Source organism: Paenibacillus zeirhizosphaerae (assembly GCF_030705605.1).
GTDB classification, from domain to species: Bacteria; Bacillota; Bacilli; order Paenibacillales; family Paenibacillaceae; genus Paenibacillus; species Paenibacillus zeirhizosphaerae.
This window is the reverse complement of the sequence record NZ_JAPCKK010000016.1, coordinates 176,558-199,046: the sequence shown is the minus strand read 5'-3', so window position 1 is coordinate 199,046 and position 22,489 is coordinate 176,558. Positions and strand designations below refer to the sequence as shown.

The window sequence follows — 22,489 nt, the reverse complement described above, 5'->3', positions numbered from 1 at the left end:
GACAACCCTCCGCATGAGGCGGAACGGGCTGCCCGTTTCTTAAGATTATAACCCCTTCTATGAGTCTGCCAGCAGAAAACCCGCACGCTCCAAGGCTTGGCATGCCTGATCGAGCCGTTCCTGATCCGGTGCCGTCAGCGTATGAAGATGAACACCGCCCGTCAGTTCGGACAAATAGGACGCCTTCGTAGAAGTGATGCGCAGAATGAACTGATGAACGTCCTGGCGGGTGGAGGCAAGAATGGGGGCAGTAAGCTCGCCATAAACCGGGTGCTCGACAATGACATCCTTCACGGTGACTCCGTAATCAACAATGAGCTGCAGCTCTTCCTCAGTCCGTTCGGGGCCGTGCTGGACGGCGACAATGCGTTCAATCAGCCTGTCGGCTGCCTCGGGCTTGGCCAGATACATATAACCCTGGCTGGTGGCCATGATCGGTTCATTCCTGGCTTTGAGCAGCGTGATATCCTGTACAATGACCTGGCGCGACACCGATGATCTCCGGGCCAGCTCACTGCCCGTCAGCGGGGAATTCTCCTTCAGCCACTGCAGCAGCTTCTCACGCCGTTCCGCACCGCTTAGCTTGATCTCTCCGCTCATGATGTTTAATTCCCTCCTTATGACACACTTATAGCTTGCTGAATGACGTTGTCTGCAGGGTCTTCAGGAGCAAGTCCATTTCCTGCAGGGTCGTATGCTGTCCGAAAGATATACGGATGAAACGCAGGGCCTCCTGATTTGTTGCTCCCAAGGCCTTGACGGAAGGTGAGGGCTCCTGCTGCCCTGCGGCACATGCGCTTCCGGTGGATATGCATATTCCGTTACGGTTGCATTCTAACATTATATACTGTCCTTCGGCCTTCAGAAAATAGCAGCCTGCAATATGAGGCAGCACCTGTGCCCGCACTTCTTGCACAACCGGTTTCAAAGGGATACCGAGCCGTTCCGCTTCCGTGAACAGGTGTGATCTTAATTTCTGAAAATGTTGCGAGAGCTCCGTCATTTGTCCGATCATTGCGGCAGCGGCTGCAATAAAGGCGCCGATACCCGGAACGTTGACGGTGCCCGGGCGGAAGCCTTTTTCGTGTGTGGTGCCAGGGTAGACGGGCTTCCAAGGGATGCCGGGACGGATATACACCGCGCCCACCCCTTTCGGACCGTAAAGCTTGTGACTGGACACTGTAAGCACATCAAAGCCGAGCTCATCGGCATGAACAGGTATTTTGCCAAAGGTCTGAACCGCATCAGTATGCAGGAGTACATGGCGTTCTTTCAGAACAGACGACAGCTCCTGTAAATCCTGGATGATTCCGGTTTCCGAATTGGCGTGCTGTATGGAGACGAGGCCCGTGTTCTCCTTTAAATGGCTGAGCAAAATTTCAGGGGTGATCCGACCGTTCAGATCCGGCTGCATGATGGAGATTTCCCAGCCTTGGCTTTGCAGTAAGGAGACCAGATTGCGGATGGAGGAGTGCTCCACCGAGGTCGTAATGAAATGCCGCTTCGAGGCGGGTAGCCCGTTCAATACGGATTGCAGGGCAAGTATATTCGATTCCGTACCTCCGCTTGTAAAATAAATCCCTTCCTCACGTCCATGGATGAGTCCGGCGAGCTGTCTGCGGCAGTAGTTGAGTATATGCTCGGCTTTACCCCCGGCATCGTGCAGACTGCTTGCATTCCCGTATACTTCTTTATTCAACTCATGAAACACGTGCAGCGCTTCCTCGCTCATGGGGGCGGATGCGGCGTAGTCCAGATAAATCATCGCTTTGCTCCTTTATGTCAGAAATTCAACCGAAATAAAAACCTTGAGATTATTGTAGAGATGTGTAAACATATGTGTCAAGACACATGTGACGACAAAGGGGTGGTTTTATGTCTTTTCGATCGGTGATTGTGATCGGAAGCGGGGCTGCAGCACTGTCATTTGCCACGGCCATGCCCAAGGATACAGAGATAACGCTGCTTACTAAAAGCACTGTCACCCGCAGCAATTCCATGCTGGCACAAGGAGGGATCGCTTCCTTCCACCAGGCAGGAGATACTGCGGCGGCTCATTTGGCCGATACACTGGCTGTCGGCGGCGGACATAATGATGTCAAGGTGGCCGCAGGCATCATCGAGGACGGCAGACACATGCTTGAACGGCTGCTTGAGCAGCGTTTTCCATTTGATCTGGATGAGCAGGGAGAGCCGCAGCTTGGCAGGGAAGGCGGGCATCATGTGAACCGGATCTTCCATGCGGGTGGTGATGCGACAGGTAAAATGCTGGTCCGGCATTTGGTGGAGCGTCTGGGTGACAATGTGCGTGTGATGGAGCAGGTCACGGTGTATGAACTGCTAATGGAGCAGGGAAGCTGCACTGGAGTGCTGGCCAGCCATGAGGAAACCGGACTGTTCGAGATGAGGGCCGATGCTGTCGTGATCGCGGCCGGAGGCTGCGGGAGTCTGTTCAGCCGTCATACCAATGACACAACGGTGACCGGCGATGGTCTGATGATGGCTTACAGGGCGGGTGCTGAGCTTACAGACCTGGAATTCATCCAATTTCATCCTACCTTGCTCGTGCATGAGGGCATTTGCTACGGACTCGTCTCTGAGGCGGTACGTGGCGAGGGCGGAGTCATCCGGGATGAAACCGGCAGGCGGATTATGAACGGACGTCATGCGATGGCGGACCTTGCCCCGCGGGATGTCGTAGCGAGGGTGATGCATGAGGAAATTCGGAATGGACATTCGCTATACATCGATATCAGCGGCTGCCGGGATTTTGCGGACCGATTCCCGACCATTTCCAGTCTGTGTGAGGCTGCGGGAATAGATATCAGGGAGAGCAGGATTCCGGTTGCTCCGGGCATGCATTTTCTGATGGGAGGCATACGGGTTAATGAATGGGGCGAGAGTACGGTTCCTGGCCTATATGCGATAGGAGAAGCGGCCTGCACAGGCCTGCACGGAGCCAACAGGCTGGCAAGCAACTCGTTGCTGGAAGCTTTGGTCATGGGTGACCGGGTGGCGCAGCGGATTACACAGCTTGTACCTGGCCAGTTTGCCCGCGAGTCCGGGCGAAGCCTTCCGGCGAAGGAGCGGGAGGGTAGTTATGAGCTACCCCGGATGGCCCTTGAAGAATTGCAGCAGCGTATGAGTGATAACATGTCTATCCAGAGGAGCGGGGAGGAGCTTAGGGCCCTGTATCGCTGGCTGCATGAAGTGAAGCTAGACCCTGTTCATGTGCAAAAGATCACAAAAGAGCAGCTTGAACGCCTGCATCTATGGCAGCTCGCCAAGCTGGTTACGGCCTCTGCGCTGCAGCGGGAAGAAAGCCGGGGAGCTCATTTCCGCGTTGATTTTTCTGTGACAGATGATGACAACTGGCGTGGGAAGCAGATCATTCACAGCAGGAACGGCATACAAATCAGAGAAAATGAAGGGATTGCTCAATCATGGAACGTTTACAGTTGAAACGCATGCTGGAGACTTTTTATGTGGAGGATATCGGCAGCGGGGATCTGACATCCTCACTGATCTTCGGGGATCAGGTCTGTGAAGCTGTCATTCACAGCAAAGGGAACGGTCTCTTCGTGGGCAGCGACATTATCCGGGAAGGCTTCGCCATTCTTGATACGAACATCGAGATTGAAATGTGCAGAAGAGACGGAGAGACACTGGCCCCCGGCACCGTGATTGCGGAATTGAAGGGTCGTGCTGCTTCTCTTCTGACCGGGGAAAGGGTCGTACTGAATCTGATTCAACGGATGTCAGGCATCGCAACACTGACGCGGGATTGTGTGAACAGGCTCAATGATCCCAACATTCGTCTGTGTGACACCAGAAAGACAACGCCGGGATTGCGAATGCTTGAAAAGTATGCTGTCCGCACGGGCGGCGGTTATAACCACCGCTTCGGCCTGTATGACGGCATCATGATTAAGGATAACCACATCGCCGCCTGCGGTTCCATCAAGGAAGCAGTAGCGAGAGTCCGCGCCGCAGCCGGACATATGGTCAAGATCGAAGTCGAGATTGAGGATGAGCAGCAGCTTAGGGAGGCAATTGAGGCGGGCGCAGACGTCATTATGTTCGATAATTGTCCACCGGATACCGTCCGGGAATTCGTCGGCTTGACACCGCCGCATATCGTTACAGAGGCTTCAGGCGGAATAACACCGGACAGCCTGTCTTTGTTCCGTGGAACCGGAGTTCACTGCATCTCACTTGGATTTTTGACGCATTCGGTGCAGAGTCTGGATATTAGTATGGATGTGAAAATATAGACGGGGCTGAACCCAAAGCCTTGGGAGAGGAATGAGTGAAAATGTCTATTCTGGAAGCGTTGAAAGGGCATCAAGGAATGATGCCGGAGCGATACAAGCAAATGACGACAGTCGAGATGGAGCAGCGGGTGGTTGCACTAAAAGAGAAGTTCGGCAATAGGCTGCTGATCCCCGGCCACCATTATCAGAAGGACGAAGTGATCCAATTCGCTGACATTACCGGCGATTCATTGCAACTAGCTGAGCAGTCCGCGCTGAATACGGAGGCTGAATATATCGTATTCTGTGGTGTTCACTTCATGGCAGAGACCGCCGATATGCTGACCTCCGAGCGGCAGACGGTCATCCTTCCCGATATGCGGGCAGGCTGCTCGATGGCGGACATGGCCGATATGATGCAGACGGAAAGAGCGTGGAGCGAGCTGCAGAGCTTATTCGGCGATACGCTTCTACCGTTAACCTATGTCAACTCGACAGCAGAAATCAAAGCCTTTGTTGGCAGAAACGGCGGGGCAACCGTAACCTCTTCCAATGCCAAACAGGTGGTGGATTGGGCACTGAAGCAGAAGCAGCGGATCTTGTTCCTGCCCGATCAGCATTTGGGCCGGAATACCGCGTATGACCTGGGTATAGGGCTGGAACAGATGGCTGTGTGGGACCCGCATGAAAACAGACTGCTAACGGAGCAGGACCCTGAAACGATCAAAGTTATTTTATGGAAAGGTCACTGTTCCGTTCATGAGAAATTTACGGTTGAAAACGTAATGCGGCAAAGGGAGCTGGACCGCGAAGTCCGGATTATCGTGCACCCGGAATGCTCGCATGAAGTAGTGCAACTGGCGGATTGCGCAGGCTCGACTAAGTTTATCATCGAAACGATACGCAAGTCCGCGCCAGGCAGCAAGTGGGCTGTAGGCACAGAGATGAATCTTGTGCAAAGAATCATCCGTGAACATCCGGAGCAGCACATCGTTTCCCTCAATCCTGATATGTGCCCATGCCTAACGATGAACCGCATTGACCTGCCCCATCTTCTATGGTCGCTTGAGCAGATCGAGCAGGGGAGTCCGGTAGGAATTGTAAAAGTGCCGTCTCATATCCAGCGCGAAGCGGTGCTGGCCTTGGACAAAATGCTGCATATTGTTTAACATGTAAGGATACAGACCTGAGCATCAGCTTGGGCTGTATCCTTTTTTTCGGATCAGAGCGTTCATTCCAGGCAAACAGGGTAATAAGTCAGCAATGAAGGAGTGAGCAGTATGATAGCAAGAGATGGTTATTTCGATAATGTGAAGTTTGTGCTGATTGCACTCGTCGTCACTGGGCATCTGATTGAACCGCTTAGCGGAGAGCCTTTTTTGCGGCCTTTATATTTGTTTATTTACGCTTTTCATATCCCGCTGTTTGTGTTGGTATCCGGGTATTTCAGCAAAAATCTAAGCAGCGGCGAATATACGAACAAGGTGATCAGCAAGCTGGTTATTCCTTATTTTATTTTCGAAACGCTGTATTCCTTGTTTGATTATTACGTGCTTGGCGAACAGGTGCTGAGGTTTTCCTATTTTACGCCCTACTGGCTGATGTGGTTTTTGTTCAGTATGATTTTGTGGAAGGTTGCATTGCCTTATGCGGTGAAAATCCGCTATGCGCTTCCATTATCTATTATAGTTGCCATCCTGGCCGGTTACGCGAATGATGCCCAATATTATGCAAGCATTTCACGTACCCTGGTCTTCTTTCCGTTTTTTCTGGCAGGCTATTATCTGGATAGAGAGCGTATTTCTCGTCTTCAAACTCCGGTTATGCGAGGTATAGCGGTTATCATCATGATGGCTGCTGCTGCGGTCATGGTTTTGTACGGAAACGTTTTTGAGGAGAGATGGTTGTTCGGGAGTGTTCCATACGAAGCCATGGGGCATCCTGAATGGACTGCAGGACTGTACCGCGCAGCTGTGTATGCAGGGGCAATTTTGCTTGGCGGCGCTGTGCTTGCGCTTGTACCGGAAAGAAGGATTTCTCTCGTCACGGCCGGAGGCAGAAATACATTGTATGTATACATGCTGCATGGTTTTATCATCAAGTATTTGGCGAAGGCAAGTGGTTTTTACGCATGGTTCCGCTATCCGGCGCTGCAGCTGCTTCTACCGGTTGCAGGTGTATTGCTGACTCTGCTCCTGTCAGGTGGGGGTATCCGCGGTTTGTTTAAATGGATGGTGGAGCCGAAGCTGGACAGGTGGTTTAAAAAGCCGTTAAGTAACCAGAGCCGGACCATTAGCAGATGAGGTTATTGGAGCCTCAGAACATACAGAGGGGGGCACCCGGTCAATGGACCTCTGGGGCTCCCCTCTGTATGTTCTATGACGGTTTGCTTAGCTGAGCAGCCGCGTTGCGGCGGAGGGAGTGGCAGCCATTTGGCCGTCCTGCATGGCCGTTCTCCAGCGTTGATAGCTGTCCAGGGCAGCTCCGCTTTCAAGTGCGGATTTGCACGTGTATATTCCTTCCTCAATCGATTGAACACGCTCACCGATATAAAGGCGCACCGCACTGTTCAACAGAGCCTGATTCGTAAACGCCATATGACCTCCGCCGTTCAGCACCTGCTCCGTCACCTCGATCTGGAGGGCCGGCGTCCAGGACAGCTCGGGCACGATGCATTCCAGACCGAACATTTCCGGATCGATCAGCTCCAGCCGCGCTTCTCCATTCTCCACCACATAGGTGCGGGTAGGCCGCTCGATGAACAGATCCTCCGAGCCTTCGCATCCCTGCACAATAATGGCTTTACGATAGCCGAGTTTAACGAGCAGCTTGGCGGTTCTTTCGAAGACGGTGTTATGGAATACTCCGAAAGCAAGATAGGGAGAGCAACTGTAATCAATCAATTTCTCTGCTGTATTCAGCACGGTCCGCAGTCCCAGTTCTTCGCGAAGTGGGCGCAGTTTTCCCAGAGGCGAACATTCCTGCTCGGCAGAGACGAACAGAACCCCTGTGTGCGCTGCCGCAGCAGCGGCTTGCCGGCGTGGTACACGCGAGCTGTCAATACCCATCGCCCTGAGCAGCATCGGAATGGTAATCCCTCTCTTTGGCGGGAGTGGCTCGGTGCCATGAAGTGTAACAGGCAGTCCGCAAGAAGCGACGATAAAGGCGGATACAAAGGTGGCCATAAAGGTCGAAGTCCGCCCGTCATAAGGGCCTGCGAAATCGATGCCTTCTCGGTCAGCCGAACGGTTGGCATAGCTGCGGCATACGTCCACGAATGCTTCGAGCTCGTCCACGCTTTCGATCTTGATCCGCTCGGCGGTAAGAAAGGCGCCAATTTGCGCTGGAGACGCCGTTTGTGTAAGAATGAGCCTGGCAGCAGCGGCGGCTTCCTCATAGGTCAGGTCTCGCGCTCCGCGTTTGCCACGCCCGACTTCCTTCAACAATTGAATCATATTCATATCCAATCTCCCCCTTATGAGCTATGCCTTCAACATTTGATGAGCCTTGACGATGGAAACGGCAACGTCCACGATTCTTTTCCGCTCGTTCATGGCCTTTTTGCGCAGCAGCTCGTAGGCTTCAGCTTCTGGAATGCCGTTAACCTCGCCCAGAATACCCTTGGCCATATCAATCCATTTCCGTTCCTCCAGCCGGGCTTTTAACTGGTCGCGCTCACTTTTCCACTGCTTGCGTTCGAAAAAACGTTTAGCGCCGAAATGAAGCGCCCAGTTCAGTTCATGCTCCTCCATACCTGGTGTAAGGATTCCGTCAATGGATACATCAACCTCGCAATCCTCCGTTGAGGAAAGTGCCGCGTCCGTGCTGCACCACCAAAAAAGCGGCAATTCCTTTTTCTCCGTCAACTCCACACCCCACATCTGGATCGACGCGACAGGCAGATGCAGAATAGCGGCATCGACGTCCAGAAGCTTCTGATCGGCCGAGGCTTTATCCCGGGCCAGGAATACCTGGTAACCGTGAGCTTCCAGGACAGCTTCCGGACCCGCGTTGTTCGGATGAGCTCTTTTCTGAACATCAATAACCAAAAATGAACGCATGAAGAGGTTCCCCCTCCTGTAAATGACTTAGATCCACACTTTCCATAAGCAAGAAATGAATAAAGATAGCAAATCTGACATATCCTTTTGCTTATTTTGCTGTCTTTTTGATGAAAAAGCAATCATCTTTTTTGAAATGTGACATATGATACCTCGGAAATTCTGGGTTTATCATAAAATATAAATTCTAGCTGTTTTTTACGTCAATAATATTGACATGAAGAGTGTCAGAGTATATATTTGAACCAATAATTTAAAAATGAATGTATCGGATACAATGGCGTATCCATAACAAGCGGCAATGAAGCCCATCTTCACCTGTGAATTATTTTTGCGGGGAGAAGTGGGCTTTTTGATTTTTCAGAAGAGCTTCAGAAGAATGTTGAGGTGTGATTGATGGAGGGGAGAAGCGTCATGGAAAATAAGAAGAAACTCGTTATGATCGGCAACGGAATGGCAGGGGTCAGAACCATCGAGCATGTGCTGAAGGTGGCGCCGGGGCTTTATGATATTACGATTTTCGGAGCGGAGCCTTATCCTAACTATAACCGTATTATGCTCTCTTCCGTACTTGCGGGCGGTACCGGTCTGGAGGATATCGTTATCAATGATTGGAGCTGGTATGAGGAGCATGGCATCTGTTTGTATGCTGGAGATCCGGTAACTGATATCCATGTTAAACAAAAGAAAGTGATATCCGCCTCCGGACGGGAAGCGGACTATGATGTTTTGCTGCTGGCCATGGGTTCCAAAGCATTTATGCTGCCTTTGCCGGGTGCCGATAAGGAAGGTGTGATTGGCTTCCGTGATATCAAGGACTGTCACACGATGATGGAAGCGGCGGGAAGCTACCGCAAGGCGGCTGTTATCGGCGGCGGGCTGCTGGGATTGGAAGCGGCCAGGGGGCTGCTGAATCTCGGCATGGAAGTTACGGTTATTCACAACAGCAGATATCTGATGAACCGCCAGCTTGATCCCGCGGCTTCCCTGATGCTGCAGCGCGAGCTTGAACGCCAGGGCATGACCTTCAGATTGGAATGCCAAACGGCCTCGATCGAAGGGCACAGACGTGTGGAGCGCCTTGTATTCAGGGATGGGAGCACCGAACAGGCAGATTTGGTGGTCATGGCGGTCGGGATACAACCCGAGATCAAGCTGGCGAAGGCGGCTGGTATAGGGACCGGACGGGGGATCCTCGTGAACGATTTTATGGAAACGACCGTGCCCGACGTCTACGCTGTCGGAGAATGTGTGGAGCATCGGGGGATTAGTTACGGACTGGTGGCGCCGCTGTATGAGCAAGGCACTGTGCTTGCCAAGCGGCTTGCGGGAATCGAAACTCCCGGATATGAAGGCTCGGTCACTTCCGCTAAGCTGAAGGTGTCCGGTGTGGATGTGTTTTCAGCGGGGCTGTATGAGGATGCACCGGGGCTGCGGGCTTTGCGTTACCAGGATGAAATTGACGAGGTATATAAAAAAATCGTGCTCAAGGATGACATATTGGTTGGAGCCGTTCTGTTCGGGGATACAACCGATGGAGCCAGTTTATTTTCACTGATTAAATCCGGTGAATCCGTGGCAGGCAGGGAGAAAGAGCTGCTGCTCGGCTTCCCGGCCGGTAAAGCAGAGGCTTCCGGGATGGCCCGATTCGAGCAAATGCCGGATGACGAAATTATCTGCGGCTGCAACGGGGTCTCCAAACAGATGATCGGCGAAGCGGTAGCTAACGGCTGCCGGACGGTTGGAGAGATTAAGGCCTGCACGAAAGCCTCTGCGTCCTGCGGCGGCTGCAAGCCGCTCGTGGAAGGCCTGCTGCAGTTGTATGCGGGTGATGAGGCGGGTGAAGGTGTAAAAGAAGGTATTTGCTCCTGCACGAAGCTGTCCCGTGACGAAATTGTTAGCGGTATTAAAGAAATGGGCCTCAGCAGTGTGAAAGAGGTCATGAATGTGCTCGGCTGGGATGAGCCAGGAGGCTGCTCGAAGTGTCGTCCTGCCTTGAACTATTATTTGGGCATGATTTCTCCTGGAACGTATAAGGATGAAAAAGAGTCCCGCGTGACCAACGAACGCTATCACGCTAATATTCAGAAGGACGGTACGTATTCTGTGGTGCCGCGTATCTACGGCGGTGTGACCTCCCCTGGAGAGCTGAAGAAAATTGCTGCTGTGGCAGAGAAATACAATGTGCCACTGGTCAAATTTACGGGCGGACAGCGGCTGGATTTGCTTGGCGTGAAAAAAGAGGATCTGCCCGGCATCTGGGAAGAGCTCGATATGCCGTCTGGGCACGCTTACGGCAAGACGCTGCGTACTGTAAAAACCTGCGTCGGCGACACCTTCTGCCGCTTCGGGACACAGGATGCGATGGGAATGGGCGTCAAGCTGGAGCAGGCATTTGAACGCCTTAATGCGCCTGCGAAGGTTAAGCTTGCCGTGTCCGGCTGTCCGCGAAATTGTGCCGAAGCTACGATCAAGGACTTGGGCGTTGTGGCCATCGACGGAGGCTGGGAGCTCTATGTCGGCGGCAATGGAGGCATTAAAGTGAGAGCGGCCGAGCTTCTTTGTACCGTGAAAACGGAAGAAGAAGTGATTGAGTGGACGTCAGCCTACCTGCAGTACTACCGCGAGCAGGCAAGCTGGAATGAGCGTACGGCGCATTGGGTGGAGAGAGTAGGGCTCGAATCGATCAAGGTGGCGCTGGCGGACGAAGAAGAACGGAAAGCGCTGGTCGCAAGAATTGAGGAGACGCTTAGTTATACGAGCGATCCGTGGAAAGAAATTATCGAGAACCCTGAATTGCGCAAAAACTTCGAGCCGCTGAGCAGCCTTTGAATGGTACATGAGCATATGCTTTCGAAGTAGTTTTGTACGAAGAGATATCAAAGCAGTAACGCTCACAAAACTTTAAGGGGGAAGCATTCATGGAGCAGAAAATACGGGTAGCGAGCGTAGAGGAAATCGACCTCAGGGGTGCGAGAACATTCCGGCTGGGAGAAATAGAAATTGCCGTATTTCGATTGGATGACGGGAGCATTAAAGCATTGGAAAACCGTTGTCCGCATAAAGGCGGAAAGCTGTCGGAGGGCATGGTATGCGGTACGAAGGTGCACTGTCCCCTGCATGACTGGAAAATCGATCTGGCAAACGGGCTTGTCCAAGCTCCGGATGACGGCTGCGTAACCACCTTCCAGACCGAAACGGACGACAGCGGCAGCGTATATGTGATATTGGAGAAGGAAATGCTGCAGCCTGCTTCGGGGAGTTGATAAGAGGCTGATCAGCTTGAAGAAGTGATGAGGGGATATTCTGCAGGAACGGCTTAGGTCCAATAACGACAGATCATTGTCGCGGTTGGATCTTTTTCGCATTTTTTTATCGCTTGACTTGGTGTAAACACCAGGTTGTAGCATGAAGGTGTTCAGTCAAACTGACAGACAGGAGAGATTAGATAATGAAACATCATCATAATAAAGTTGCTCTTATAACGGGTTCCAATTCTGGCGTAGGATTCGAGCTGGCCAAGAAAATGTTGTCCGAAGGCTGGCAGGTCATCGCACTGAACCGTTCCAATTTTCCGGCTGATGAAGTGATTCAAACGGCTCAAAAGTCGAATCAATTAAGAATTTATAAAGGGGATCTAGCTGATTTTTCAAGTCTCAGGAGAGCCTTGGAGCAGATTAAGAAGAGCGAGGACCATATTGACCTGCTTTTCAATAATGCCGGCGTGTCGTTCGGAGAATTCCAGTACTCGATACAAGGGCGCGAAACGCACTTTGAGGTCAATACAGTGGTACCCTACATTATTTTCATGGAGCTCAGAGAGCTTTTGTTAAAGGGAGAACTGAAAACCGTTGTCAACACCTCATCCAACGCCTTGCTGATGGTCAAACAGTTCGATTACAATACATTAGACAAGCCTGTCGGATTCAAAAAACTTCTGGGTCCGTACGCCGCCACCAAATTGGCCCTTTCACTATGGACCCAGCAAATCGCTCCTGCACAATTGACGGAAGGAATCCGGATTCGTAGCGTTTGCCCCGGCCCTAGCAAGACCAAGATGTCCAAGGGTGTAGGGATGCCTGGCTTCATGATTCCGATTGTCAACCTGTTCTTCTCCCATCCGAGTGTAGGAGCGGCCCGTTTATATGACGCTGCATTGGGTCATCATAAAGGCGCTACGGGCATTTTTCTTAATAAAGGCAAAGCGACGCCCTTCAAGTTCAATGACCAGAGCGCGAACGTTCTGGATAAAGTAGACAGAATCTATAAGCAGGAATTTGCATGTGCAAATATGCAATGAGTGCTAATTTAACCGTTAAGGCTGGTGATATAACGTGGACCAAGGACTCTCGATCAAGCAGGCCGCCCAACAAACCGGATTAACGGAGGATGCCATTCGACATTATGAAAAAATTGGACTGATCTCTCCTCCATCCAGGAAACCAAACGGCCATCGGGTGTATTATTCGAAGGATATAGAGAGGATGGAATTGATCCAGTGTCTGAAGCAAACGAATATGTCTTTGGAGGAGATGAAGGTATATCTTACTTTTCCCTTTAGGGAAGCGATTAAATCCGTTCCGGAATTGAATGCCAAGCTTCAAGAATACCGGAAGAAAATCACCGATCAGATAGCCGATTTGGAACGCATTTTGAAATTTATCGACCATAAGGTGGTTCATAACCAATCCTTGCTGCGGGATAAAAGCGGTGATGAAGCATAGGCTCTTGACCGCATGGAAAGGGGTTCGCAGGTAACGGAAAAACAACCCCGCTGTCTGGCCTGAAAAGCGCAAAGCGACCAGTTGCAGCAACCCCATCGCGATACACTGGCACATCACAAAACCTTAATTGTATAGCTTTTAAAGAGGAGAATACAGAATGAATAAATTATTATTAGAATCACATTGTGTGTTTCCAACACCAGATATGCCTAAAACGGCAGCTTTTTATGAACAAAAGATGGGTTTCAGGGTTGTCCAGTACATGAATGCGGTTGAACCCCATATTTGTTTGTATCGTGACACAACGGAAATTATCTTAACTCAAGCGAACAAGCAGCGGGTAATTCCCAATAGAGAGTTATATGGATACGGGTACGATGCTTACTTTATTACGAAAGATCAAGAAGAGCTTCAAAAGGAATTCATCAACTCAAATGTGAAAATAGTTCGTTCATTGGGGAACACCGATTACAATAATAGAGAGTTTGTAGTTGAGGATATAGATGGCAGATGGTTAGCATTTGGGATAAAAGTAGGTTAAAGAAAAAGGCAAGGAAACCTGCAAAATCAGGTTTCCTTGCCTTTGGGAATCGAATAAAGTCAACGTAAAACTCTCGATGCTGTCTCAGGAAACCGCCTTGCCTGTACGGGCAGTGGAGACGTTCAGCCAGGTGTTTTTCCATTTCATATGCATCACGATGATCAGGGTGAGCGCTGCTGCTACGATCAGGCTTACGGTAATAAAACCGGGGGCATAAGAGCCGGTCGTTTTATACAGATTGCCGAGGATGAGCGGCAGGGCATAACCGCCAACTCCGCCAGCGGCGCCGACAATACCGGTCATCAGGCCGATTTCATTGCCGAAGCGCTGAGGCACGAGCTGGAATACCGCGCCATTGCCCGCACCAAGGCACATCATACCTGCGAACAGGAGCACGATCACGACCGGCAGTGGCGGCAGCAGGGCCACACAGGCCAGCATAATTCCCGCTCCTGCGTAGAGGAAGGTCAGCATGCGGGCTCCGCCGATTTTATCGGACAAAAATCCTCCAACAGGCCTGAAGAAGCTGCCTGCAATTACGCAGATCGTTGTGATATCGGCTGCTTGCACGGCGGCAAGTCCATACTGGCTGTTAAAAAAGATCGTCAGATAATTGGCGAGACCCACAAAACCACCGAAGGTTACACAATATAATCCGCAGAATACCCAGGCGTCCTTCTGGCTGAGAATACTTGCGTACGCAGACAGCTTTTTAGGTTCAGGACGGTTCGGGCTGTTGCGGGCAAACAGAGAAAATACGACAAATACGATAGCAATGGGAATGATTGCGAGTCCGAATACGATTTCCCAGCTGCCAAAATGCTGTGCCAGACGATTGGCGAACAGGGTGGCCAGGACGGTGCCGCTATTGCCGGCTCCGGCAATGCCCATGGCCAGACCCTGATGCTCTTTCGGGTACCACTGACCGGCAAGCGGCAGTGCGGCTGCAAAGGATGCTCCCGCCACGCCGAGCAGAAGCGCTACAACGTACAACTGATCCAAGGAATCGACCCACAGCCAGCCCAGCAGCAGCGGAACTAGCGTCACAATCATGCCAATCTGTCCCGTCAGCTTCGGTCCAATGTAGTCGGACAGAAAGCCGAACAGCAATCTGAGGATTGAACCGCCAAGCACGGGAAGGGCTACCAGTTGAGCCTTCTGCACGGGATCCATGGGAATGTCCGCCGCGATGACAACGGCCAGCGGGCCGATCATGCCCCAGATCATAAAGCTGATGTCAAAATAGAGGAATGCTCCAAACAGGGTGGGCTTATGCCCGGATTGCAAAAATCCTTTCTTCTCCATCCTTCATCTCTCTCCCTTTTGTTTTTTCTTGTCTTCTTTTCTCTAGATGAATCCCAGTGAATCCCAAAAAAAGCCGCAATCCGTCCTTTACAGAACGATTTGCGGCCTCTTTGCCGTAGCAGGGAGCACGTCATTGTGTTCCCCCGCCCCTATGCTGTTGCTCACAACATTGTGAATTTGATTCAAATTATAAAAAGCGGCAAAGCAAATGTCAATATAGATAACACAAAAATTCTAATTGTTTTAAAAAAAGCTTATTTCATTTAAATGTGTCATTTTTATTGACATATAATCATTCTTCGAATACGCTGTTTCTATGAGCTGTCACAATGTGGTGACGGTAAACACGGCAATGGAGCCCTTTTCTATAATTATTAGGAAAAGGGCTTTTTCTGTCTTCTGATCCGAACAGAAGACTTCTATATAAAGAGAGCAGGTCTTGGTCCCTGGAAAGGAGAGGGTAGGATGAGAGAACGGCTGGTTGTCATCGGCAACGGGATGGCAGGTATAAAATGTGTGGAGGAAATTCTGCAGCATGACCCCGAGAGGTTTGATATTACCATTTACGGAGCGGAGCCCCATCCGAACTATAATCGGATTATGCTATCTAAAATGCTGCGGGGAGATGTCGCATTTGATGACATCGTATTAAATGACTGGTCCTGGTATCAGGAACACGGAATTAAGCTGCACGCGGGAGTGCGGGTCGCCCGGATCGACACGGCTGGCCGTTACGTCGTGACCGCTTCCGGTGCTAAAACGCCTTTTGACATCCTGGTGCTTGCAACAGGCTCTTCAGCCTTCATCCCCCCCATACCGGGTGCGGATAAAGAAGGTGTCATGGCGTTTCGTACCATGGAGGACTGCGAGGCGTTAATTAGAAGCACCGGCAACTGCCGTCAGGCGGCGGTGATCGGCGGTGGGCTGCTCGGTTTGGAGGCGGCGAGGGGCCTGCTCCATCTCGGTATGGAAGCTCAGGTCGTCCACAACGCTCCCTTCCTAATGAACCGGCAGTTGGACCCGATGGCGGCAGGGCTGCTTCAAGCCGAGCTTGAGAGACAAGGCATGGTGTTCCATCTTAGCAAAAACACGGTCAAAATTACGGGTCGGAAACGAGCAAATGGATTGCGCTTTGCGGATGGAGGCACCTTAGAGGCCGATTTGGTCATTATGGCGGTCGGCATACAGCCTAACATTGATCTGGCCAGAGACAGCGGTCTGCACACAAACAGGGCCATCCTCGTCGACGATTACCTTGCCACCAGCATTTCGGGGGTTTATGCGGTTGGGGAATGTGCCGAGCACCGTGGCATCGCCTACGGGCTGGTAGCCCCGCTGTACGAGCAGGCAAGGGTGCTGGCGCGTTCGTTATGCGGCAAACAGACGGGGCCCTATACCGGATCTATACCTTATTCACAATTAAAAGTATCGGGTATCGACGTGTTTTCCGCTGGAGATATTGGGGGCCGCGGCATCATTACGGCGCTCCAGCAGTACGATGGTATCCGTGAAACCTACAAAAAAGTGACGATGGTTAATGGCAAAACTGTGGGGGCAGTTCTGTACGGCGATATTTCCGAAGCCCCGGCTTTACTTAAAGCGGTCCAGCTTGGTGAAGAAGTGGCGAAGCTTGCAGCGCCTGAAACCGGCGTGAATCCGGCAGAAGCCTCGGCGGCGGCCATGGCGGATATGGATACGGTATGCGCCTGTAATGCGGTGACAAAGCTAACCATCCTGCAGGCCGTTACCAAGGACGGTCTTAAGACGGAAGAGGAAGTAAGGAAGCACACCAAGGCTTCCACATCTTGCGGCGGCTGCAGGCCTATGGTTCAAGCTTTGGTCAAGCTGGCGGCATCCGGGAAGGCTGCGGGCGGGGCAACGGTGGAGCCCGTGGCGGCTGAAAAGGTGTCGGTATGTGATTGTACGGCGCTGGATCATGAAGAGCTCAAGCAAGCTGTGAGCCGGATCTCTGCTTCGAGCCCTGGAGAAATATATGCCCGTTTAGGCTCGAGTCAGCAAGAAGGCTGTGAGGTATGCAGACCGGCTGTACATTATTATTTGGATTTGAAGATGAGTCATGAAGGACTGCGGAAGCCTTATCCGTCAACTATCTTGGGATACGGAACAGCTTCAGGGATGCTTATTGTTCAGGATGAATCGATGGGGAGCGGCTTTGCCGAAGAGGGTTCAGCGTTGGCGGCGGAGCTGAGGCTCAGATGGAACGGGATTAGCCTGCCCCGCCGGATTACAGCCGCCGTAGCCGAAGGAACGGGTTCTCCCGTTGCGGCATTAATCCGCGATATTGGGTTGGTGTCCTGCCCGGCTGGATGGGAGGTGTATGCAGGCGGCACGAGCGGACGCCCGGTACGCGAAGCTCAACTAATCGGATTGAGTGAGACAGCGGATCAGGCCGCCGATTTGGCGTCTGCATGCCTGCAGATGTACCGGAAGGAAGCGTGGTATGGTGAACCGCTGTGGAAATGGCTTGAGCGGATCGGCTTACTTTCGGTCAGAGAGACTCTCTATGACCCTGTTAATCAAGAAGAGCTGCTGGAAGGTTTGCTCAATCGTCCGCAGCCTATTGAGGCGACCAGATAGAGAAAAGGATGGAGCAGGAGGGGAAACGAAATGAAAAATGGGCTGACAGGTGCGGCTGTTGTTGAGGAGTCGGATGGCACAGGGAATAAGGTGCTTCACACGCAGTGTCCATTCTGCAGTGTACAGTGCAAGGCGCAAATCCATATGCAAACCACTCCTTCGGGAGCGGTCACCTATACCGTAGAAGGGCTGCCGAATGCGGCCTCCAGCGGCAGATTGTGCGTAAAGGGATTAAATGCCCACCAGCATGCGCTGCATAGTGAACGGCTGCAACAGCCGCTTATGAGAAAAGAAGGCAGGCTGGTGCCTGCAACGTGGGATGAGGCGCTGCATACGATTGCGGAACGTTTTGCCGCAGCGATGACCGCGCACGGTCCTGACTCCATTGGTGTGTATGGCGGCGGATCGCTGACAAACGAAACGGCGTATTTGCTCGGTAAATTTGCGCGTATTGGCGTCGGCACGAGGTACATCGACTACAACGGCCGCTTCTGCATGTCGGCGGCTGCATCCGCAGGCAGCAGGACCTTTGGCATCGACCGCGGACTGACCTGCAGGCTGGCCGACATTCCACTGGCTCGCTGCATCATATTGGCAGGCACCAATATTGCGGAATGCCAGCCGACCTTGATGCCTTATTTTAATGAAGCAAAAGAAAACGGGGCGTTCATTATTGTCATCGATCCGCGTGCTACGGCAACGGCCAAAATGGCCGATCTGCATTTACAAATTAGACCGGGCACGGATATCCTGCTGGCGGATGCCATGCTGAAGATCATGCTGGATGAAGGCTGGATCGATAAGCAATTTATCCACGAGCGGACCGGCGGTTATGAGGAGTTGTACGCCCGCATGAAGGATGTCGATCCGGCGGAGGCCGCGCGGGTGTGCGGGATCGATGAGGAACAAATCCGTAGGGCGGCATCAGCCTACGGACTGGCCGAGACCGGTATTGTTTTCACGGCAAGGGGAGTGGAACAGCAGACGGATGGGCATCTGGCTGTCAGAGCCTTCCTGAATCTTGTGCTGGCGAGTGGCAAAATCGGCCGGGAAGGCTGTGGTTACGGAGCGGTCACCGGTCAGGGCAACGGTCAGGGTGGCAGAGAGCACGGGCAGAAAGCGGACCAACTGCCAGGCTACAGATCTATTGAAAATGAGGCGGATCGCGCCTATGTCGCTTCGGTGTGGGGAGTTGCTCCTGAGGATATTCCAGGTAAGGGAGTTTCCGCTTATGAAATGATGGAGCTTATGCACCAGGGGCAGATCAAGACCCTTTTTCTGATGGGTTCCAATCCGGTCGTTTCCAATCCGAATGTGAATTTAGTCAAGGATGGGCTGGAAAAGCTGGATTTTCTGGTGGTGGCGGATATGCTGCTCTCCGAAACCGCACGGATGGCGGACATTGTGCTCCCGGTTTCGTCCTATCTGGAGAACACTGGCACGCTTACTAATTTGGAAGGAAGAGTGCTGCTGAGGGAAGCGGCTTTACCCGCACCGGGAGAGGTGCATCATGATTGGCATATCCTGTGTGATATCGCGGAGCGGCTTGGAAAGGGCAAGCTATTTTCTTATACGTCTTCTGAAGAAATATTCGAAGAATTGAGAGTGGCGAGTAAAGGCGGGGCAGCGGATTATTACGGGATTACCTATGAAAGGCTGCGCAGAGAGGAAGGCATATACTGGCCGTGTCCGTCAACGGACCATCCCGGCACGCCGTTTATGTTTTCCGAGGCATTTGCTCATCCTGACGGGAAAGCGCAATTTACATCGTTGCAAAATTCTGTTGCCAAGGAAGCGGTTAGCGAGGAGTATCCGCTTATACTGACGAACGGCAGGGTGCTGGCCCATTATTTGACGGGAGTCCAGACCAGACGGAGCCCCACGTTGGCTGCAAGGTCGGAAGCTAATTTTGTGGAAATTCACCCGGACACGGCGCGCCGCTACCGGATCGAAGAGGGCCAGTGGGTAGAGATTGAATCGGAACGGGGCAGCTTCTCTGTTCGCAGCCGTATTTCTGGTCATATCCGCAAGGATACCATTTTTGTACCGATGCATTGGGGCGGTGTGCAAAATGTAAATCTTGCGACGAGTCCGGCACTCGATCCATTTTGCAAGATGCCGGGCTTTAAGGTGGCTGCGGTACGGATCAAGCGGGTGTATTAAAATAATCCAATGCCTTAAGAATCCCGTTGACCTGTGGCGGGATTTTTCATATTCTCTCCGCTGCTTCGTACATGCACCTACTTTTAAACAACATGAAGAATCGCCAAACCGAGGCCAAGCGCCGAAAACCAACGTCGGATTCGCTTGACCTTTCGGGCGGAAAGTCTAATATAATAGGTTATTGTGTGATTTTGTTGACGCTGTGTTATACACGAATTGGCAGGAGGGACCGGGGATGAATGTAATTGTAGAATGTATGGAATGGGGCTCGTCCGCGTATGCGCAAGGGCTGGAATTAAGGGATCGTGTGCTGAGAAGACCGCTTGGGCTCAGCATCCATGATGATCCTACCGACCAAGAGGTGGAGGATTACCATATTCGCGCAGTAGCGCACGGGCGTACGGTGGGTGTGCTTCTGCTGAAAAGATTGGACGACAGCCGGCTCCAGATGAAGCAGGTGGCCGTAGATAGCGCCGTGCAGGGACAAGCTATCGGCAGGAAAATGGTCGTTTTTGCTGAACAGATGGCCTTGGAGCAAGGTTTTTCGAAAATCATGCTGCATGGTCGCCTGACAGCCGTACCTTTTTACGAAAAGCTTGGTTATATGACCGAAGGGGACTTGTTTATGGAAGTGGGAATCCCTCACTATCCTATGATCAAAGCTCTGAATGGCAAGGATATGTAATGTTCGAAAAAATTCCAATTCCCGTATTCTGTTGACAACCATCCAATGTTATAATTATTTGGAATACATAACCAAGCAGTTGGCTATGGACTTATCTCTACAGAGCAGGATTGCTCCCGTTACAGGATTAGCGGCGAAATGTGGGATGCGTTAATCCAATCTTTTTTTACTAGAGTTGAATATAGTAGCTTAGAGCAATTCGATAGAAGGGAACGTTTGGACACATCGCAGGTTTAGGCAGGGCTCCTTTTTGTCGATATTGTAGTAGTACAGAACTGCAAATTGAAGGAGATTACCCACGATGAGAGTACATGAATTTTCCATTAAACAACAGTTGAGTCGTGATCAGCTCGTTCATATTTCGTCGGAAGCCTCTCGTTTTTCCTCGAATATTACGATAACCTTCAATATCGGGGATGCCGAACATCGAATTGATGTGAAAAGCCTGCTCGGTATGATGCTCATGATTGTCGCTCCCGGGTCGAGCATCAGGTTGACGGCAGCCGGTGAAGACGATCTGGAGGCGCTAGAGTACCTTGTTCCGATGCTTGAAGGCAGCGGACAATATTTGACAACCGATTGACAGGACAAATCACGGGTCCATCCGACCGATCCAGGGCCTGCCCTAATACATACAGGAGGTAAGACGATGGATGAAATGACAAAGATGATGAAGGAGCTAACTGAAACGGATGGAGTCTCAGGCTTTGAGGGCAATGTCAAAGATAAAATGCTGGAGTATCTGCAGCCGTTGACAGATGAAATAGTCAAGGATCGGCTTGGAAGTGTGCTGGGGAGGAAAACGGGGGCTGCTGACGGACCTAAAATTCTTCTGGCAGGGCATCTGGACGAAATTGGATTTCTGGTGACTGCCATTACGTCGAAGGGGTTTTTGCGGTTCCAGCAGCTCGGAGGCTGGTGGCCGCATTCTGTGCTCTCGCAGCGGGTTAAGGTGAAGACACGCAAGGGAGATTATATAGGCATTGTCGGCTCCAAACCGCCGCATATTCTGGAGAAGACCGAGCGGGAGAAGGTCGTTCCGCTGAAGAACATGTATATCGATATCGGGGCGAAGGACGCAGAGGATGCCAAGGCGATGGGGGTGCGCCCAGGAGACTGGGTTGTGCCTGTATCTGAATTTACTACTATGCGGAATGATGAGCTGTGGGTCGGTAAAGCGCTCGATAATCGGGCAGGCTGTGCGCTCGCTGTGGAAGTGTTGAAAAGGCTGCAAAATGACCAGCATCCCAACATCATCTATGCTGGGGCTACGGTGCAGGAAGAAGTAGGGCTGCGTGGTGCTGTAACGGTTGCCAATGCGGTTCAGCCCGATGTTGCATTTGCCTTGGACGTGGGCGTAGCTTACGATACACCGGGAAATGAATCCCAGCATACGGTGTCCAATGTAGGTGAAGGTCCGCTCGTCCTGCTGTTTGACGCCACCATGATTCCTCATGTGGGGCTACGTGATCTGGTAATGGATACGGCGGAAGAGCTCGCTATTCCAATTCAGGTTGACGTTATGCCGGGTGGGGGTACGGATGGAGGGAGGTTTCATATCAGCGGTATTGGTTGTCCAACCTTGTCCCTCGGATTCCCGGTACGATACATTCACTCCCATAACGGAGTGATGTCCAAACAGGATTTTGATCAGGCTGCAACGTTGCTGACGGCGGTCGTCAAGAAGCTGGACCGAGATAAGGTAAATGAATGGTTTAGCTGAGATTGAATATTAATCCTCTTGCATACGACGGATTTTAATATATTCACGCGGCCGGAAGTCAGTGACTGGAGTTGATTCAATCTCACCGGTGGATTGGATTTGGACTTGGTATGGATCGGTTAAACTTGTGCTGCCTTTGGTCAATCCGGTATGTATCCGTAGGTTCAGCCAGGCTCCAGCCAGAATCAGCAAGATAAATAGAGCGGTACAAATGAGATAGCTGCGTTTCAGCAGGGGAATCACTCCTTTTATCATCAGATTTCCCTGCTCTTATGAATTTTTATACTTCATCAGCCTATTATTAGCACTCGAAGCGCAGCAATTTTGACACAAAATACAAAATCATGTATACTTATATCTAATTGCGAACAGAAAATAGCATATGCATTAACCCGGAGGAGCCTGCCAACAGCGGGCTCTTTTTGTGTTTTTTTGG

20 protein-coding genes are annotated in these 22,489 nt (G+C 51.6%); 14 read left to right on the top strand and 6 right to left on the bottom strand.

The window, feature by feature from the left end:
• Positions 1-57: 57 nt before the first annotated feature.
• Both OIN60_RS10700 and OIN60_RS10695 read right to left on the bottom strand, forming a co-directional pair.
• On the bottom strand, positions 58-600 hold the full coding sequence (locus tag OIN60_RS10700; protein ID WP_305754856.1) for a transcription repressor NadR: 543 nt from the start codon (positions 598-600) through the stop codon (positions 58-60).
• Between the two features lie 28 nt (positions 601-628).
• Positions 629-1,765, bottom strand: a complete 1,137-nt coding sequence (locus tag OIN60_RS10695) for an IscS subfamily cysteine desulfurase (RefSeq protein WP_305754855.1) — start codon at positions 1,763-1,765, stop codon at positions 629-631.
• Positions 1,766-1,875: 110 nt separating this feature from the next.
• On the opposite strand from OIN60_RS10695, the gene nadB reads away from it, so the two are divergent.
• The 4 genes from nadB (at position 1,876) to OIN60_RS10675 (ending at position 6,556) form a co-directional block, all read left to right on the top strand.
• A complete protein-coding gene (gene nadB / locus OIN60_RS10690; RefSeq protein WP_305754854.1) occupies positions 1,876-3,462 on the top strand; it encodes an L-aspartate oxidase in 1,587 nt (528 codons plus the stop codon).
• Positions 3,444-4,274, top strand: coding sequence for a carboxylating nicotinate-nucleotide diphosphorylase (nadC, locus tag OIN60_RS10685; RefSeq protein WP_305754853.1), 831 nt, complete (start codon positions 3,444-3,446; stop codon positions 4,272-4,274). The genes nadB and nadC overlap by 19 nt, the downstream gene beginning before the upstream one ends.
• A 41-nt stretch (positions 4,275-4,315) precedes the next feature.
• Complete coding sequence (gene nadA / locus OIN60_RS10680) at positions 4,316-5,422, top strand: quinolinate synthase NadA (protein ID WP_305755523.1); 1,107 nt, start codon at positions 4,316-4,318, stop codon at positions 5,420-5,422.
• A gap of 111 nt (positions 5,423-5,533) precedes the next feature.
• Positions 5,534-6,556 (top strand): acyltransferase family protein, encoded by a 1,023-nt coding sequence (locus OIN60_RS10675; protein ID WP_305754852.1) that lies wholly within the window; start codon positions 5,534-5,536, stop codon positions 6,554-6,556.
• Positions 6,557-6,643: 87 nt separating this feature from the next.
• Here OIN60_RS10675 and OIN60_RS10670 read toward each other — a convergent pair whose 3' ends face one another.
• Complete coding sequence (locus OIN60_RS10670; RefSeq protein WP_305754851.1) at positions 6,644-7,714, bottom strand: anthranilate phosphoribosyltransferase; 1,071 nt, start codon at positions 7,712-7,714, stop codon at positions 6,644-6,646.
• Between the two features lie 21 nt (positions 7,715-7,735).
• Positions 7,736-8,314 (bottom strand): ANTAR domain-containing response regulator, encoded by a 579-nt coding sequence (locus OIN60_RS10665; protein ID WP_305754850.1) that lies wholly within the window; start codon positions 8,312-8,314, stop codon positions 7,736-7,738.
• A 414-nt stretch (positions 8,315-8,728) separates the two neighbouring features.
• Between OIN60_RS10665 and nirB (OIN60_RS10660) the strand changes: the two genes are divergently transcribed.
• The 5 genes from nirB (OIN60_RS10660) to OIN60_RS10640 all read left to right on the top strand — a co-directional run bounded on the left by nirB (OIN60_RS10660) (position 8,729) and on the right by OIN60_RS10640 (position 13,579).
• Positions 8,729-11,146: a nitrite reductase large subunit NirB gene (nirB, locus tag OIN60_RS10660; protein ID WP_305754849.1), complete on the top strand. Its 2,418-nt coding sequence runs from the start codon at positions 8,729-8,731 to the stop codon at positions 11,144-11,146.
• Positions 11,147-11,235: 89 nt separating this feature from the next.
• Positions 11,236-11,580, top strand: coding sequence for a nitrite reductase small subunit NirD (gene nirD, locus OIN60_RS10655; RefSeq protein WP_305754848.1), 345 nt, complete (start codon positions 11,236-11,238; stop codon positions 11,578-11,580).
• Between the two features lie 185 nt (positions 11,581-11,765).
• Positions 11,766-12,614, top strand: a complete 849-nt coding sequence (locus OIN60_RS10650; protein WP_305754847.1) for an SDR family NAD(P)-dependent oxidoreductase — start codon at positions 11,766-11,768, stop codon at positions 12,612-12,614.
• A 34-nt stretch (positions 12,615-12,648) separates the two neighbouring features.
• On the top strand, positions 12,649-13,038 hold the full coding sequence (locus OIN60_RS10645; RefSeq protein ID WP_305754846.1) for a MerR family transcriptional regulator: 390 nt from the start codon (positions 12,649-12,651) through the stop codon (positions 13,036-13,038).
• Positions 13,039-13,195: 157 nt separating this feature from the next.
• The gene (locus OIN60_RS10640; protein WP_305754845.1) at positions 13,196-13,579 is read left to right on the top strand and encodes a VOC family protein; all 384 of its coding nucleotides are present in this window, start codon (positions 13,196-13,198) and stop codon (positions 13,577-13,579) included.
• Positions 13,580-13,663: 84 nt separating this feature from the next.
• Here OIN60_RS10640 and OIN60_RS10635 read toward each other — a convergent pair whose 3' ends face one another.
• Positions 13,664-14,884, bottom strand: a complete 1,221-nt coding sequence (locus tag OIN60_RS10635; RefSeq protein ID WP_305754844.1) for an MFS transporter — start codon at positions 14,882-14,884, stop codon at positions 13,664-13,666.
• A gap of 465 nt (positions 14,885-15,349) precedes the next feature.
• Here OIN60_RS10635 and nirB (OIN60_RS10630) point away from each other — a divergent pair, with 465 nt between their 5' ends.
• From nirB (OIN60_RS10630) to OIN60_RS10610, 5 genes are all read left to right on the top strand, one after another.
• Positions 15,350-17,482 (top strand): nitrite reductase large subunit NirB, encoded by a 2,133-nt coding sequence (gene nirB / locus OIN60_RS10630; RefSeq protein WP_305754843.1) that lies wholly within the window; start codon positions 15,350-15,352, stop codon positions 17,480-17,482.
• Positions 17,483-17,512: 30 nt separating this feature from the next.
• Positions 17,513-19,645 carry an assimilatory nitrate reductase catalytic subunit NasC gene (nasC, locus tag OIN60_RS10625; protein ID WP_305754842.1) on the top strand — a complete coding sequence of 711 codons (2,133 nt, stop codon included), beginning with the start codon at positions 17,513-17,515 and terminating at the stop codon, positions 19,643-19,645.
• A gap of 235 nt (positions 19,646-19,880) precedes the next feature.
• The gene (locus OIN60_RS10620) at positions 19,881-20,330 is read left to right on the top strand and encodes a GNAT family N-acetyltransferase (RefSeq protein WP_305754841.1); all 450 of its coding nucleotides are present in this window, start codon (positions 19,881-19,883) and stop codon (positions 20,328-20,330) included.
• Positions 20,331-20,631: 301 nt separating this feature from the next.
• Positions 20,632-20,913: an HPr family phosphocarrier protein gene (locus OIN60_RS10615; RefSeq protein WP_305754840.1), complete on the top strand. Its 282-nt coding sequence runs from the start codon at positions 20,632-20,634 to the stop codon at positions 20,911-20,913.
• A 66-nt stretch (positions 20,914-20,979) separates the two neighbouring features.
• Positions 20,980-22,053 carry a M42 family metallopeptidase gene (locus OIN60_RS10610; protein ID WP_305754839.1) on the top strand — a complete coding sequence of 358 codons (1,074 nt, stop codon included), beginning with the start codon at positions 20,980-20,982 and terminating at the stop codon, positions 22,051-22,053.
• 9 nt (positions 22,054-22,062) lie between these two features.
• Here the strand turns inward: OIN60_RS10610 and OIN60_RS10605 are convergent, their stop codons facing one another.
• Positions 22,063-22,308, bottom strand: coding sequence for a hypothetical protein (locus tag OIN60_RS10605; RefSeq protein ID WP_305754838.1), 246 nt, complete (start codon positions 22,306-22,308; stop codon positions 22,063-22,065).
• Between the last annotated feature and the right edge of the window lie 181 nt (positions 22,309-22,489).